This is a genomic window from Streptomyces sp. NPDC008238 (genome assembly GCF_042956445.1).
Lineage (GTDB): Bacteria > Actinomycetota > Actinomycetes > Streptomycetales > Streptomycetaceae > Actinacidiphila.
Genome location: NZ_JBIBGK010000001.1, coordinates 637835 through 652454, shown reverse-complemented (window position 1 = coordinate 652454; position 14620 = coordinate 637835). Strand labels below are relative to the sequence as shown.

Here is a 14620-nt window from a genome sequence, read left to right as displayed (position 1 = left end):
GAGGGGACGACCACGGTGGAGCCACTGCCCCGCGAGACCATCGTCGACCTACTGGAACGCCGCCTGCAGGAGGACATCCTGGGCGGCACTCACCCCGCCGGCAGCCTGCTGCCGCCCGAACAGCGCCTGGCCGAGGGCTACGGCGTCACCCGCACGACGGTGAAGCACGCCTTCGGCCGGCTCACCCAGGCCGGGCTCCTGGAGACCCGCCACGGCGTCGGCACCCGCGTCCGCGACTTCCTGCGCCTCGGCGGCGCGGATCTGCTGCCCATGCTCGTCCGGCACAACCCTGGATGGCTGGCGGACATCTTCGAGGTCCGGGCCGGCGTGGGCGCCTTGATCGCCGAGCGCGCGGCCGTCGCGGCCACCACCCCGCAACGGGCCCGGCTGCGCACCCTCCTGGAGGCCGTCGCCGCGGCCGGCGGGCCGGACGCCGTCCAACTGGCCGACGCCGAGGTCCACCGCGCCCTCGCCCAGGCCACCGGCAACCGCGTCTACGTGCTGCTGACCAACACCCTGTTCGCCGCCTACCTGCCGCTGCGCGCCCGCCTCGTCGCGCCCTTCCGCGACCCGGGCGAGGCGGCCGCCCGCCTGGAGCCCCTCGTCAGGGCGGTCACCGACGGCGACGCGGCCGCGGCCCGCTCGGCGGCCGGCGCGTACCTCGCCGAGACGCAGCGCATCATGCTGGAGGCGCTGGAGGCGCCCTGAACCCACCGCCCGCCGGGTCGCTTGCACGTCGCGGCGCCGGCGACGCCCCCGTCCGTGCGGGCCGGGCGGGGCTCGGGGGCGGCGGGCCGGGGGGCGGGGTCAGCGGGCCTGGTCGGTGGGGCGGATCAGGATCTCGTTGACCGCGACGTGGTCGGGCTGGGTGACCGCGTAGAGGACGGCGGCGGCGATGTCCTCGGGCTGCAGCGTCCGCATGGACTCGGCCATGCTCTTCGCCATGGCCTGGATGGCCGGGTTCGTGATGTGGGACGTCAACTCGGTCGAGACGAAGCCCGGTTCGACGACCACGACCCGGACGCCCTGTTCGGTGACCTCCTGCCGGAGCGACTCCGCGAAGGCGGTGACGCCGAACTTGGTGGCCGAGTAGACGCCGCTCGCGGCGGTCGCCGTACGCCCCGAGGTCGAGGAGACCTGCACCACGGCCCCCTTGCGCTCCAGCAGGTGGGGCAGCGCGGCGTGGACCGCGTACATCGAGCCGAGCAGGTTGGTCCCGACCATGCGCGTCCACTCCTCGGTGTCCGCGCCGAGGATCGGCCCGCTGAGCATGACGCCCGCGTTGTTCACCAGGATGTCGAGGCCCCCGAAGCGTTCGACGGTCGCCGCGACCGCGTCCCGCACCGCCTGGTGGTCGGTGACGTCCAGGTCGAGGGCGAGCATGTCGCCGGGGGCGTCCCGCACGAGGTCCTTCAGCCGGTCGGCCCGCCGGGCGCCGACCGCGACCGCGGCCCCGGCCTCCGACAGGGCGAGGGCCGTGGCCCGGCCGATGCCCGAGGACGCGCCGGTGACGAGGACGACCTTGCCTTCCAGGGTGCTGTTCACGTTGTTCTCCCAGGTGTTCGTGTGCGTGGTTCACGACCCCGGACGGAAGGTGACCGCCGGGTCATGTTGAGCGTAACAGCTAACCTGACCACCCGGTCACGTTGGTGGTAAGCTCCACACCTGGGAGGAGGCAGGCATGAGCGGTACGACGGCCACTCCGGGCCGGCGGGCGGACATGGTGCGCAATCGACGCCAGCTGCTCGAGGCGGCGACGGCGGCGTTCGCCGAGCACGGGGTCGACGTGCCGATCGGCGAGATCGCCCAGCGGGCCGGCCTCGCCAAGGGCACGGTGTTCCGGCACTTCGCCTCGAAGGAGGACCTCCTCGCGGCGATCATGCTCCAGTTGCTCGACCAGCTCATCGGCTCCGCCGACCGCCTCCTCGCGGCCGCCGATCCGGCGGCCGCGCTGCGGGAGTTCATGTCCGACGGCGTCGAGGTGCTCGCCACCGACCGGGCGTTCTGCGAGGTGATCGGCCGCCCCTCGCTGCAGCACGCCGAGGTCCGGGACCGCATCGCGCTGCTCTGCGACGCCGCCGAGGCACTCACCGCCCGGGCGCGCGAGCGAGGCGCCGTGCGCGGTGACGTCACGGGCACCGACGTCGTCCTGCTGCTCGGCGGCATCCACCAGACCGCGGCACCCCTGCTGCCCGTACAGCCCCAGGCCTGGCGCCGCTACCTCGCACTGGCCCTCGACGGGCTGGTCGCCACCGACGCCGGGCCCCTGCCGGAACCGCCGCCCGCGCGCCTGGAGATGACGGCGCCCACGACGGCGCCGTAGCGCACGCGCGCGCCAGCCGAACACCTGAACCCCCTTCCCCAGCCCCGGGCGACACCGGGGTCGCCGACGCATGCCCCGAAAGGGGCCTTGACTGCACCCACGCCAAAGAGAGAGCATTGCTCTCGCAAGGAAGCGATGCTCTCGGATGGGATGACGACGATGACGCCGAAGCTGTTCCGTATGGGCCCGCCGCTGCGGGAACTGCACGAGGAGTACGCCAAGAAGGGCCGGCTGGACGAGCAGGCGCCGGTCCGGTCGACGAGCTCGGTGCGCGTGGACGCACCGGTCGCCGCGGTGTGGCGGCTCGTCAGCGACATGCACGGCTGGGACGCGTGGCGCTCCGACGCCCGCGTCGTCGAACTCGGGGCCGTCGAACCCGACGCGCGCTTCCGCTGGAAGCTGCGGGGGACGCCCATCACGTCCACCTTCGCCGTGGTCGAGCCCGAGCGGGAGCTGACGTGGACGGGCGTGGCGATGGGCTGGATGAAGGCGATCGACCGGATGCGGATGGCGCCGGCGGAAGGCGGCGGCACGGTCGTCACGATCGAGGAGTCGCTCTCCGGGCCGCTGCTCACGCTCTTCTACGACAGCGCACGGCTCCGTGAGGGCCACGAGGAGATACTCCGCATGCTGAAGGCCACCGCCGAGAAGGACCGGGGCGGCGCGGAAGGCCCGAGCAGCGAGGAGGACCGGGGCGCCGAGAAGCGCGGGAGCACCGAACCGGCGGGGACCTAGGACGAAGGGACGACTGGCCCGGCCCGGCCCGGTTGGGGGATGCTCACCGCATGATCGAGCGCGAGGACGCGGTCCGGAGGGTCCAGGAGCACCTGGACCTGCACTTCCCGGGACGGATGACGGTGGTGGAGGCGGAGGAGCACGAGTTGGTGTGGGTCTTCCTGTACCAGTCCGCGGAGTACGTCAGGACGGGCGACTCGCGGCACCTCCTGGCCGGCAACGGCCCCTACCTCGTGGACCGCGCCGACGGCCGGATGCACACGATCGGCCCCGTCGACTACCTCATGGGCGGATGGGAGGACGAGTACCGGGCCCGCGTCCGCGGACTGCCCGTGCGGACCGCGGTGGACGAGCTGGACGACCGCGTACGCGCGTCGGCGGCCGCCCGCGGCCGTGTGTTCGCCATGGTCGAGCTGCGTGAACGGATACCGGCGCTCGGCCCGGCCGAGGCCCTCGCCTACGTGACGGCCCTTCAATCCGGCAGCGCCGCTCCCCGGCGACCGCTGGCCCTCGTCACGAAGGCGCTCGTGCCGTACCGGGAGCCCGTGATCAAGGCCGTCTCCGCCTGAACACCGGGACGCCGGCCAGGACGGGGGAAACCTGACCGGCGCCGATCGCGGTGCGGGGCCGTGGTGGCGGTCGCCCCCGGCAGGAGGCTCCGTGGGGCTTCAGCCGGACGATCGTCCCCACGGGCGGAATGATGAGGCCCGGGGTCACTGGCCCACTCACGGCACCCGCATGAAAGGGAACCGCGTCTCGGCCCGGATTGTTCCCGCGTCCCGGTGGTCCACGGCCGCGGGAGGCATGCCGGTGGTCCGCTGCGGGGAAGCGCGTTGCATGACGAAGACCGGTCTCCCGGAGGGCATCCGGGCCTGCCTGTTCGATCTCGACGGAGTGCTGACCAAGACCGCGGTCGTGCACGCCGCCGCCTGGAAGGAGGTGTTCGACGACTTCCTGCGCCGCCGGGAGGGCTCGGACTTCCGCCCCTTCGACAAGGTGTCCGACTACGACGAGTACGTCGACGGCCGCCCACGCGCGGACGGCGTACGGTCCTTCCTGGCCTCGCGCGGCATCGAGCTGCCCGAGGGTTCCGCGGACGACCCGCCCGAGCGCGAGACGGTGCACGGGGTGGGCAACCGCAAGAACGAGATCCTGCTGGAGAAGATCCGCACCGAGGGGGTCGAGGCCTATCCGGGCTCCGTCCGCTACGTCAAGGCCGTACGGGCCGCCGGCCTGCGGACGGCCGTGGTGTCGTCCAGCGCCAACTGCCGCGACGTGCTGGTCTCGGTCGGCATCGAGGACCTCTTCGACGTCCGCATCGACGGCGTCGTCGCCGCCGAACGCAAGCTCCCGGGCAAACCCAACCCGGACACCTTCCTGGAGGCGGCGCGCGAGTTCGGGCTGGAGGCGAGGGCGGCGGTGGTCTTCGAGGACGCGCTGGCCGGCATGGACGCCGGCCGCTCCGGCCACTTCGGCTACGTCGTGGGGGTCGACCGGGTGGGCCAGGCCGACGCGCTGCGCGCGCACGGCGCGGACATCGTCGTGCAGGACCTCGCCGAGCTGCTGGAGGCGGACGCGTGATCAGCCACTCCTCCTACATGGTCGAGCCGTGGTGCGTCCGCGAGACCGAGCTGGACCTCGAGGTGCTCGCCCAGAGCGAGTCGGTGTTCGCCCTGTCCAACGGCCACGTCGGCTGGCGGGGCAACCTCGACGAGGGCGAGCCGCACGGGCTGCCCGGCTCCTACCTGAACGGTGTCCACGAGCGCCACCCGCTGCCGTACGCGGAGGCGGGCTACGGCTACCCGGAGGCCGGCCAGACCGTCATCAACGTCACCAACGGCAAGATCATCCGGCTGCTCGTCAACGACGAGCCCTTCGACGTGCGCTACGGGCGGCTCGTCTCGCACGAGCGCGTCCTCGACCTGCGCGCCGGGCAACTGCGCCGCACCTGCGAATGGACCTCCCCCGCGGGCTGTTCCGTCCGGGTGACCTCGACCCGTCTGGTCTCCCTCACCCAGCGGTCCATCGCGGCCGTCGTCTACGAGGTCGAGGCCGTGGACGACGTGCGGCTGGTCGTCCAGTCCGAGCTGGTGGCCAACGAGCAGCTGCCGAGGACGTCGGGCGACCCCCGGGTCTCCGCCGTGCTGGACTCCCCCCTGCAACCGGAGGAGAACCTCGCGCTGGACAACCGCCTGCGCCTGGTGCACACCACCTCGGTCACCGGGCTGCGGGTCGCGGTGGCGGCCGACCACGACGTGGAGGGCCCGCCGTCCACCCGGAGCTTCAGCGAGAGCGGTGACGACACCAGCAGGCTCACCGTCACCTGCTCGCTGAAGGCCGGGGAGAAGCTGCGCCTGGAGAAGATGGTCTCCTACAGCTGGTCCCAGGTCCGCTCGCTGCCCGCCGTACGCGACCAGGTGGAGGCCGCCCTCGCGGGCGCCCGCAGCACCGGCTGGCAGGGGCTGTGCGACGAGCAGCGCGACTACCTCGACACGTTCTGGTCGCGGGCGGACGTGGAGATCGACGGCGACGCCGAGATCCAGCAGGCGGTCCGCTTCGCCATGTTCCACGTCCTGCAGGCCGGTGCGCGCGCCGAGCAGCGGGCGATCCCGTCGAAGGGCCTGACGGGCTCGGGCTACGACGGGCACTCCTTCTGGGACACGGAGACCTTCGTCCTGCCGCTGCTCACCCTCACCTCGCCGGAGTCCGTCGCGGAGGCCCTGCGCTGGCGCCAGGCCACGCTGCCCGCCGCCCGGGAGCGCGCCCGCCAGCTCGGCCTGGAGGGCGCCGCCTTCCCCTGGCGCACCATCGACGGCTCGGAGGGCTCCAGCTACTGGCCGGCGGGAACGGCCGCGTTCCACATCAACGCGGACATCGCCGACGCCGTCATCCGCTACGTCTCCCTGACCGGCGACGAGGACTTCGAGCGTGAGACGGGTGTCGAGCTCCTGGTGGAGACCGCCCGCATGTGGCACTCGCTGGGTCACCACGACCCGCACGGCAACTTCCACATCGACGGGGTCACCGGGCCCGACGAGTACAGCGCCATCGCGGACGACAACATCTACACCAACCTGATGGCGCAGGCGAACCTGCGCGCCGCCGCCGACATCGTGGAGCGCCACACCAAGGAGGGCGCCGCCCTCGGCGTCGACGACGAGGAGACCGCGGCGTGGCGCGACGCGGCCGCGGCGATGACCGTGCCGTACGACAGCGCGATCGGCGTCCACGAGCAGTCGGCGGGCTTCACCCGGCACCAGGCGTGGGACTTCACGACCACGCAGCCCGACCAGTACCCCCTGATGCTGCACTTCCCCTACTTCGACCTCTACCGCAGGCAGGTGGTCAAGCAGGCCGACCTGGTACTGGCCATGGTCAAGCAGCCGCAGGCCTTCGACGAGGAGCAGAAGGCCCGCAACTTCGCCTACTACGAGCCGCTGACCGTGCGGGACTCGTCCCTGTCGGCGTCGACGCAGGCCATCATGGCCGCCGAGGTCGGCCATCTGCGCCTCGCCTACGACTACCTGGGCGAAGCGGCGCTGATGGATCTGCACGACCTGGAGAACAACACCCGCGACGGCCTGCACATCGCCTCCCTCGCCGGCACCTGGGCCGCCCTGGTCGGCGGCTTCGGCGGGATGCGGTACCGGAACGGCTGCGCCGCCTTCGCGCCCCGGCTGCCGGAGAAGCTCCGGCGGCTGGCCTTCACGGTGCAGGTGCTCGGACGGCGGCTGAAGGTGGAGATCACCGGCGCCGCCGCGACGTACACCCTCCTCGAAGGGGACCCGCTGGAACTGCGTCACTACGACGACCTGTTCAGCGTGGCCGTCGATCACCCGCAGACGCGCAAGGTGCCGACCCTCCCCAGCCGCACGGCTCCGGAGCAGCCCCCGGGCCGCAGCCCCCGGCACCGCTGACCCGGCCCCGGCCCGTCCGCGGCGCGCCGGGCCCCGGTCACGTGACCGGGGCCCGGCGCGGGTTCGGCGTCACCCGGGTCCGCCATCGCCCCGGGGTGGTGCCGGGACCGTGGTGCCGGAGGTCCCGGCCGCCGCGGTCAGTGCCGGGAAGTGAGGGCGGTCTCCTCGGCGGGCGCGGCCCCGGTGACGACCCGGCCGGGCCGGCCGCCGCGGCCCTTCTCCAGCGCCGCGGAGACGACGGCGAGCACGAGGGCGGAGGCGGTCAGGACCGCCCCGACGAGGTTCGGCGAGGTGTAGCCGAATCCCGCGGCGATCACGACACCGCCCAGCCAGGCGGAGAGCGCGTTGCCGAGGTTGAAGGCGCCGATGTTGACGGCCGAGGCCAGGGTGGGGGCGCCGGACGCCTGGTCCAGGACCCGCTTCTGCAGCGGCGGGACGGTCGCGAAGCCCAGGGCGCCGATGAGGAAGATCGTCGCACCGGCGGTGAACTCGTTGTGCGCGGTGAGGGCGAACAGCGCCAGTACGGCGGCCAGGGCGCCCAGCGCCGTGTAGAGCATCGGCATCAGGGCGCGGTCGGCGTACCTGCCGCCGATCAGGTTGCCCACGACCATGCCGACGCCGAAGAGCACCAGCAGCCAGGTGATGGAGGAGTCGGCGAAGCCGGTGACCTCGGTCATCATCGGCGCGATGTAGGTGATGGCCGCGAAGACGCCGCCGAAGCCGAGCACGGTCATGGCCATGGCCAGCAGGACCTGGACATTGCGGAAGGCGCCCAGCTCATGGCGCAGGTGCACGCCCTGCGGCTTCGGCATGTCGGGCACCAGCTTGAGGACACCGGCCAGGCCGACCACCCCGAGGCCGGCGACGACGAAGAAGGTCACGCGCCAGCCGGCGTGCTGCCCGATGAAGGTGCCGAGCGGTACACCGACGACGTTGGCCACGGTGAGGCCGGCGAACATCATGGAGATCGCGCGTGCCTTCTTCTCCGGGGCCACCAGGTCGGCGGCGACGACCGAGCCGATGCCGAAGAAAGCGCCGTGGGTGAAGGACGCGACGATGCGACCGGCCATCATCACGCCGAAGGCGGGTGCCAGGGCGGAGACCAGGTTGCCGAGCACGAACACGCCCATGAGCAGCATGAGCATGTTCTTGCGGGACACCTTGGTGCCGAGCAGGGTCATGATCGGCGCGCCGATCATGACGCCGAGTCCGTAGCCGGTCACGAGCAGGCCGGCGGTGGGGACGGAGACCCCGAAGTCCGTGGCGACCTCGGGCAGCAGGCCCATGATCACGAATTCGGTGGTCCCGATACCGAAAGCCCCGATGGCGAGGGCCAGGAGCGCGAGAGGCATGACGGAGACCTTCCAGATGTTGCAGTGGCACCTAACGAGCGCTCACAATAATTGCAGACGCGCTATAACGTCAAGCGCTGGACATCTTCGGACGGCGGCATACCATGGCCAGTACGGGCGAACAGCCGTGACCGCGCCCGCAGCCGCCGCACGAAGGGGACTTCGATGACCGCCACCGATCCGGCACTGACCGCCCTCGCCCAGGGGTGGCACGCCCTGTCGCTGCTGCACGGACGGATCGAGGGGCGGATCGAGAAGCAGCTGCAGACCCATCACGACCTGAGCGTGCGCGAGTACTCGCTGCTCGACGTCCTCAGCCGCCAGCACGACGGCGAGGGGGGCCACCTGCAGATGCGCCAGGTCGCCGACGCCGTGGTGCTCAGCCAGTCGGCGACGACCCGCCTGGTCACCCGGCTGGAGGACCGCGGGCTGCTGGCCCGGTACCTCTGCCCCACCGACCGGCGCGGCATCTACACGGACGTGACCGAGGCCGGCCTCAAGCTGCTGGAGGAGGCCCGTCCGACCAACAACGAGGCGCTGCGCGCGGCGATGGACGAGGCGGCGCTCGTCCCGGAGCTCGCCCCCCTGGTCAAGGCGGTGGAGGACCTGCAGGGCGCGAAGGTCCCGGCTTCCTGAGCCGGGTATCCGCGAGCCAGGCATCCGCGTACGAGGTTATACAGCGTTTGCAATTAACCGCGCACGCAATTAACGTGGTCGTGGAGCACGGGAAGGGCGCAGGTCACCCGCCCCCTCCCGGGACGTCACCCGTCCGCACTCGCACCGGCGCCCGCCGCCGGCCGCGACGCGAAAGGATCAGCACTATGACCACCCCCACCCCGGACATCACCCTCAACAACGGCGTCGCCATGCCGCAGCTCGGCTTCGGCGTCTTCCAGGTCCCCGACGCCGACACCGCGGCCGCCGTCACCTCGGCCCTGGAGAGCGGCTACCGCAGCATCGACACCGCGGCCGTCTACGGCAACGAGACCGGCGTCGGCCAGGCCCTCGCCGCCTCCGGCATCGCCCGCGACGAACTGTTCGTCACCACCAAGCTGTGGAACGCCGACCAGGGCTACGACAGCACCCTCGCCGCCTTCGACGCCTCCCTCGCCAAGCTCGGCCTCGACCACGTGGACCTCTACCTGATCCACTGGCCCGCGCCCGCGCGCGACACCTACCTCGACACCTGGCGGGCCTTCGAGAAGCTGCACGCCGAGGGCCGCGCACGTGCCATCGGCGTCTCGAACTTCCAGCCCGAGCACCTCCAGCGGCTGATCGACGACAGCGACGTCGTCCCCGCCGTCAACCAGGTGGAGCTGCACCCCCGGCTCCAGCAGGCCGAGCTGCGCGCCTTCCACGCCCGGCACGGCATCGCCACGGAGGCGTGGAGCCCGCTCGCCCAGGGCGCCCTGCTGAAGGACCCGGTCGTCACCGGCATCGCCGGGCGCCTGGGCAGGACCCCGGCCCAGGTGATCCTGCGCTGGCACCTGCAGATCGGCAACGTGGTCATCCCCAAGTCGGTGACCCCGGAGCGGATCCGCCAGAACATCGACGTCTTCGACTTCGAGCTCTCCGACGCCGACATCGCCGCGATCACCGCCCTCGACACCGGCGCCCGCATCGGCCCGGACCCCGCCTCCTTCAACTGACCGCCGGGGGCGCGTGGGGCCGTCCCGTCCGCCGGACCGCGGGCCGCACCCCGCGACCCGGCGGGCCGGCCCCCTGGCATCCCGGCGTCCCGGCGTCCCGGCTCAGGATGCGGTGCGCTCCTCGATCCGCCGCAGCGCCTGCTTGAGGTAACCGGCGAAGCGCGGGTAGTTCTCGCTCATCGGGAAGTGCCCGATCTCCTTCATCTCGATGAACTCGGCCCCGCGGATCTGCTCCGCGGTCCGGGCCCCGTCCGCGGGGGTGGTCAGGTAGTCGTACTCGCCGGTGAGCATGACGACCGGGCAGCGCTCCCCGTCGATCTCCCCCAGCCTGCCCCGCAGGTCGTGGTCGACGGAGTAGAAGTACAGGTCGCCCTTGAACGCCTCGGAGCCCTGGCTGTAGTAGAACCAGGTCGCCCAGCGGTCCGCGTCGGGCGACTGCGGGGCCATCAGGTCCCACACCCCGCTGGCACAGACCTGCGCCGCGTTGGCGTGCGGATGCTGCCACCAGTCGAGGTAGAAGCCCGGGGAGTAGTCGGCCCCCTCCACCGGGATCACCGCCTTGAAGCGGTCCGGGTGCCGCAGCGCCAGCTGCAGGGCCACGTTCCCGCCGAACGAGGAGCCCATGAAGATCGGGTCCTCCAGGCCGAGCGCGTCGCAGAACGCGGTGATGAAGGCGACGTAGTGGTCGGCGGTGAGCTTGTACTCCTCCTTCCACCACTCCTTGTTCAGCGGCGGGTCCGACTTGCCGTGGCGCGCCAGGTCGTAGGCGATGACGCGGTGGTTCGCGGTGATCTCCTCGTCCTCCAGGAGACCGCGCCACTGGTGGTTGTGGCAGCCGGCGGTGTGCTGGCACACCAGCGGCTGGCCCTGGCCGTTCTCCAGGTAGAAGACCTTGTACTGGACGTCCTCCACGTCGATCGTGACGTAGTGGCCGGTCACCGGCGAGATGCGGGAGGCGGTACTCATGACGGGGTCCTTTCGGCGGCGCGGGGCCGGAGCGGTGATCAGCCCAGCGGGCCGGTGAGGCGGAGCAGTTCCAGCTGGCGGGTGAGGCAGCGCAGGTTCTGCATGAGCACCAGCAGGTCGCCCTCGAGCCGCATGTCCCGCTGGAAGCTGGCGGCCCAGATGCCGTGGTACATCGGCTTCGGCACCGGCGAGCAGAACTCCCGCCACGTCGCCGCACCGGCCCTGATGGCGAAGTCGTAGGCCGTGAGCGGCTCGGGGTCGACGACCAGGTCCTCCACCCGGCCGCGGTGCATCCGCACCAGGAAGGTGTGCCGTTCCATGTCCAGCAGATAGGTGCAGCTGAAGTACGCCCCGTGCGCCCGCAGCTCCGCGTCGCCGTCACTGAGCCGGCGGAACTCCTCCACGGGCCCCTGCGCCGTCGCCGTCGTCATGTCCACTCCTCACTGACGCCGATCATCGCCCCCAGCTAACACACCGTCAGGCAGGTGCCGGACGCGGGCACGCCGGAACGTCCCCCGCACGGCGCGCCCACCGCTCACCACGGCCCCGCGCGGGAAGGCTGGGAGGTGGGCGGTCGCGCCGACGGCCGTCCACCGGAGACCGGGACAGCCGAAGGAGCGGTACATGCGCATCGATATCACCGGACGGACCGCCTTGGTGACGGGGTCGACGCAGGGCATCGGGGCGGCGATCGCCGCCGGCCTCGCGCGGGCGGGCGCCCGGGTCGCGGTCAACGGCCGCGACCAGGGAAGGGTCGACGAGGCCGTCGCACGGATGCGCGGCGAGGTCCCGGAGGGCGACTTCCTCGCCGTCGGCGCCGACGTCGCCTCACCGGAGGGCGCCGCCCGCGCTTACGAGCAGGTGCCGGACGTGGACGTCCTCATCAACAACCTGGGCGTCTACGGGGCCGTGGACGCCCTCGACATCGACGACGACGAGTGGCGCCGCTACTTCGAGGTCAACGTGCTCGCCGCGGCCCGCCTCACACGGATGTACCTGCCCCGGATGCTCGAACGGGGCTGGGGCCGCGTCCAGTACATCGCCAGCGACTCCGCGGTCGTGACGCCGGCCGAGATGATCCACTACGGCATGTCCAAGACCGCGCTGCTCGCCCTCGGCCGCGGCTTCGCCAAGAGGGCCGCCGGAAGCGGGGTCACCGTCAACTCGGTGATCGCCGGCCCCACGCACACGGCGGGCGTCGAGGACTTCGTCCACCAGCTGGTGGACCCCGGCCTCCCCTGGGACGAGGCACAGCGGGCCTTCATGCGCGAGCACCGCCCGCAGTCGCTGCTGCAGCGCCTGATCGAGCCGGAGGAGATCGCCAACATGGTGGTCTACCTCAGCTCCGACCTGGCATCGGCCACCACCGGGGGCGCCCTGCGGGTCGACGGCGGCTACGTCGACGCCATCCTCCCCTGAGGCCGCCTCCCGTTCAGGAGACCGTCGTCACGACGACGTGGCGGTCCAGGAGCAGCGGGACGATCCGCTCCAGCGCCAGGCTCCGGAAGTGGACGCTGCCGCGGTGGGCGTCCAGGGCCTCCTGGTCGGCGTACCGCTCGACCAGCACGATGTCGCCCTCCTCGCTCCCGTCGGGGCGGAAGGCCTGGTAGCCCAGGCAGCCCGGCTCCGCCCGGGAGGCGGCGACCAGTTCGGCGAGCGCGGCGCGGACGGCCTCGTGGTTGCCGGGGGCGGGGGTCCAGCGGGCGATCACGACGATCTGGCCGGGTCGCGCGTCGTCCAGCGGCCGGCTGTCGGCGGGGATGTCACCCATGGCTTCGCTCACCTCACGTCCGGGGTGCCGGGGGGCCGTCGGCCGGCCCGGGCCCGCCCAGTGGGACGGCGCCCTGCCCCCACAGGATAACGATCATGGCGTGCGCACGGGACGCGGAGGACCGGCGCTCCCCCGCCGGCGGACGTGACGGGAGAGCGCCGGCACGCGGACTCAAGCCGCCAGCGCGCCGTGGAGAGCTTCGAGGCCGTCGCGGTAGATGCCGGTGAACAGCTCGACCACCTCCGCCTCGCCGGCCCCCTCCGGGACGAACCGGCCGCTCCACACGACCTCGGCGACCTCCGGCTGTCCGGGCACGGCGTGGACCCGCAGGTCGGATACGTACCCGGTCACGGGGAAGGGCGCTTCCACGATCGCGTACGCGTAGTGCCGCTCGGCTTCGCTGAAGGCCACCATGCGCTCGACGATCACGTCCCCCTCAGGGGTGCGGAGCCTGCGGGCCCGCCCGCCCTCCAGCGGGGTGCTCTCGGGGATGAACGGGAGCCAGTCGGGCAGCGCGTGGAAGCCGCCGATCAGGTTCCAGACGCGTTCGGGCGACGCGGGTACGACACGACTGACCGAGGTGGAGGCCATGGGTCTTCTCTCCTTGGCTTGCGGGGTCGGGCGGGAGCGCTTCAGGCGCCGTTCGGGAGCGGAGCGGCGGGGCTGACGAGACCGGAGGCGCGGAGTTCGGTCCAGAACGCGGCCGGGACGTCCTCGTGGAGCGCGGCGATGTCCTCGGCGATCCGGCCCGGCTTGGTGGCACCGGGGACGGCGGCGACGGCCACCGGGTGCGCCAGGGAGAACTGCAGGGCAGCGGCCTTGACGCTCACCCCGTGGCGGGCCGTGATCTCCTTGATGCGCCGTACGCGCTCGACGACCTCCGGGGGCGCGTCCTGGTACTCGAAGTGGGTGCCGCCGGCGAGGACCCCGGAGCTGTAGGGACCGCCGACGACCATGCCGACGCCCTGCTCCTGCGCCTTGGGCAGCAGCCGCTCCAGCGGGCGCGCGTGGTCCAGCAGGGTGTAGCGGCCCGCGAGCAGGAACCCGTCGGGCTGCGGCTCGTCCAGGTCGAGCGTCAGCTCAATGGGCTCGACCCGGTTCACGCCGAGGCCCCAGGCCTTGATGACGCCCTCGTCGCGGAGCCGGGACAGCACACGGAAGGCACCGGTGCGGGCCTCCTCGAACTTGCTCAGCCAGAGGTCGCCGTGGAAGTCCTGGGCGATGTCGTGCACCCAGACGATGTCCAGTCGGTCGACGCCGAGGCGCTTCAGGCTGCCCTCGATCGACCGCTCGGTCGCGTCGGCGGTCCACTCGTGCAGCATCGCGTTCGGACGGCCGTGCTCGAACAGCCCGCCCTTCTCGCCGAGGTCGCGGGCGCCCGGCTCGGGCTCGTCCAGGACGACCCGCCCGACCTTGCTGGCCAGCACGTACTCGTCGCGGGGCCGCCGCGAGAGCAGTTCGCCGAGCCGCAGTTCCGCGAGGCCCGCGCCGTAGAAGGGGGCGGTGTCGTAGAAGCGGATGCCCTGGTCCCAGGCGGCTTCCAGGGTCGCGTTCACCTCCTCCTCGGGAATGGCCCGGAACATGTTGCCGAGGGGGGCGGTGCCGAAGCCGAGGCGGCCGGGGATGAGTTCCTTGAGCGACATGGTGTGCCTTTCGGCGGCCGTGCGCGGGACGCGGGGTGCTCCACCGCGGGGGCCGGGGTTGTGAGGGGATCGCCTCCGGGTGCCCGGAGGCCGGGCGTTCGCCGGGAGCGCGACCGGACGGGGGGTGCACCACGTCCGGCGCCTGACGGGATTCGATATTACTTGCAGACGCTGACTAATGCAAACGCGTGATACCTGCGCGGTCTGAATGTCGCCTGTTGACCGGCGTACGGGAATTAAGCGGCGCGTGCAATTATTGATTGA

16 protein-coding genes are annotated in these 14620 nt (G+C 72.1%); 9 read left to right on the top strand and 7 right to left on the bottom strand.

The annotated features are described in order from the left end of the window. Positions 1-15: 15 nt before the first annotated feature. The gene (locus tag ACFZAU_RS02975) at positions 16-708 is read left to right on the top strand and encodes a FadR/GntR family transcriptional regulator (RefSeq protein ID WP_500550787.1); all 693 of its coding nucleotides are present in this window, start codon (positions 16-18) and stop codon (positions 706-708) included. A 99-nt stretch (positions 709-807) separates the two neighbouring features. Here ACFZAU_RS02975 and ACFZAU_RS02970 read toward each other — a convergent pair whose 3' ends face one another. Beyond that, a complete protein-coding gene (locus tag ACFZAU_RS02970) occupies positions 808-1545 on the bottom strand; it encodes an SDR family NAD(P)-dependent oxidoreductase (RefSeq protein WP_500550786.1) in 738 nt (245 codons plus the stop codon). A gap of 136 nt (positions 1546-1681) precedes the next feature. Between ACFZAU_RS02970 and ACFZAU_RS02965 the strand changes: the two genes are divergently transcribed. The 5 genes from ACFZAU_RS02965 (at position 1682) to ACFZAU_RS02945 (ending at position 6975) form a co-directional block, all read left to right on the top strand. Then, positions 1682-2323 carry a TetR family transcriptional regulator gene (locus ACFZAU_RS02965; protein WP_500550785.1) on the top strand — a complete coding sequence of 214 codons (642 nt, stop codon included), beginning with the start codon at positions 1682-1684 and terminating at the stop codon, positions 2321-2323. A 159-nt stretch (positions 2324-2482) separates the two neighbouring features. Then, on the top strand, positions 2483-3058 hold the full coding sequence (locus ACFZAU_RS02960) for an SRPBCC family protein (protein WP_500550784.1): 576 nt from the start codon (positions 2483-2485) through the stop codon (positions 3056-3058). Between the two features lie 50 nt (positions 3059-3108). Further along, the gene (locus ACFZAU_RS02955; RefSeq protein ID WP_500550783.1) at positions 3109-3627 is read left to right on the top strand and encodes a YrhB domain-containing protein; all 519 of its coding nucleotides are present in this window, start codon (positions 3109-3111) and stop codon (positions 3625-3627) included. A gap of 268 nt (positions 3628-3895) precedes the next feature. Next, complete coding sequence (locus ACFZAU_RS02950) at positions 3896-4639, top strand: HAD family hydrolase (RefSeq protein WP_500550782.1); 744 nt, start codon at positions 3896-3898, stop codon at positions 4637-4639. Further along, complete coding sequence (locus ACFZAU_RS02945) at positions 4636-6975, top strand: glycoside hydrolase family 65 protein (protein WP_500550781.1); 2340 nt, start codon at positions 4636-4638, stop codon at positions 6973-6975. The genes ACFZAU_RS02950 and ACFZAU_RS02945 overlap by 4 nt, the downstream gene beginning before the upstream one ends. Positions 6976-7112: 137 nt before the next feature. Here the strand turns inward: ACFZAU_RS02945 and ACFZAU_RS02940 are convergent, their stop codons facing one another. Beyond that, a complete protein-coding gene (locus tag ACFZAU_RS02940) occupies positions 7113-8327 on the bottom strand; it encodes an MFS transporter (RefSeq protein WP_500550780.1) in 1215 nt (404 codons plus the stop codon). 165 nt (positions 8328-8492) lie between these two features. Here ACFZAU_RS02940 and ACFZAU_RS02935 point away from each other — a divergent pair, with 165 nt between their 5' ends. Next, the gene (locus tag ACFZAU_RS02935) at positions 8493-8963 is read left to right on the top strand and encodes a MarR family winged helix-turn-helix transcriptional regulator (RefSeq protein ID WP_500462650.1); all 471 of its coding nucleotides are present in this window, start codon (positions 8493-8495) and stop codon (positions 8961-8963) included. A gap of 185 nt (positions 8964-9148) precedes the next feature. Next, entirely contained in the window at positions 9149-9976 is an 828-nt protein-coding gene (locus ACFZAU_RS02930; protein ID WP_500550779.1) for an aldo/keto reductase, read from the top strand. A gap of 102 nt (positions 9977-10078) precedes the next feature. Here the strand turns inward: ACFZAU_RS02930 and ACFZAU_RS02925 are convergent, their stop codons facing one another. Further along, complete coding sequence (locus ACFZAU_RS02925; RefSeq protein WP_391579787.1) at positions 10079-10942, bottom strand: alpha/beta fold hydrolase; 864 nt, start codon at positions 10940-10942, stop codon at positions 10079-10081. 38 nt (positions 10943-10980) lie between these two features. Continuing rightward, on the bottom strand, positions 10981-11373 hold the full coding sequence (locus ACFZAU_RS02920) for a hypothetical protein (RefSeq protein WP_499605246.1): 393 nt from the start codon (positions 11371-11373) through the stop codon (positions 10981-10983). A gap of 193 nt (positions 11374-11566) precedes the next feature. Here ACFZAU_RS02920 and ACFZAU_RS02915 point away from each other — a divergent pair, with 193 nt between their 5' ends. Further along, positions 11567-12361: an SDR family NAD(P)-dependent oxidoreductase gene (locus tag ACFZAU_RS02915; protein WP_500550778.1), complete on the top strand. Its 795-nt coding sequence runs from the start codon at positions 11567-11569 to the stop codon at positions 12359-12361. 13 nt (positions 12362-12374) lie between these two features. Here the strand turns inward: ACFZAU_RS02915 and ACFZAU_RS02910 are convergent, their stop codons facing one another. The 3 genes from ACFZAU_RS02910 to ACFZAU_RS02900 all read right to left on the bottom strand — a co-directional run bounded on the left by ACFZAU_RS02910 (position 12375) and on the right by ACFZAU_RS02900 (position 14356). Further along, the gene (locus ACFZAU_RS02910) at positions 12375-12713 is read right to left on the bottom strand and encodes a putative quinol monooxygenase (protein WP_500550777.1); all 339 of its coding nucleotides are present in this window, start codon (positions 12711-12713) and stop codon (positions 12375-12377) included. A 171-nt stretch (positions 12714-12884) separates the two neighbouring features. Continuing rightward, positions 12885-13304 carry an SRPBCC family protein gene (locus tag ACFZAU_RS02905; protein ID WP_500550776.1) on the bottom strand — a complete coding sequence of 140 codons (420 nt, stop codon included), beginning with the start codon at positions 13302-13304 and terminating at the stop codon, positions 12885-12887. Positions 13305-13345: 41 nt separating this feature from the next. Continuing rightward, complete coding sequence (locus tag ACFZAU_RS02900) at positions 13346-14356, bottom strand: aldo/keto reductase (RefSeq protein ID WP_500550775.1); 1011 nt, start codon at positions 14354-14356, stop codon at positions 13346-13348. Between the last annotated feature and the right edge of the window lie 264 nt (positions 14357-14620).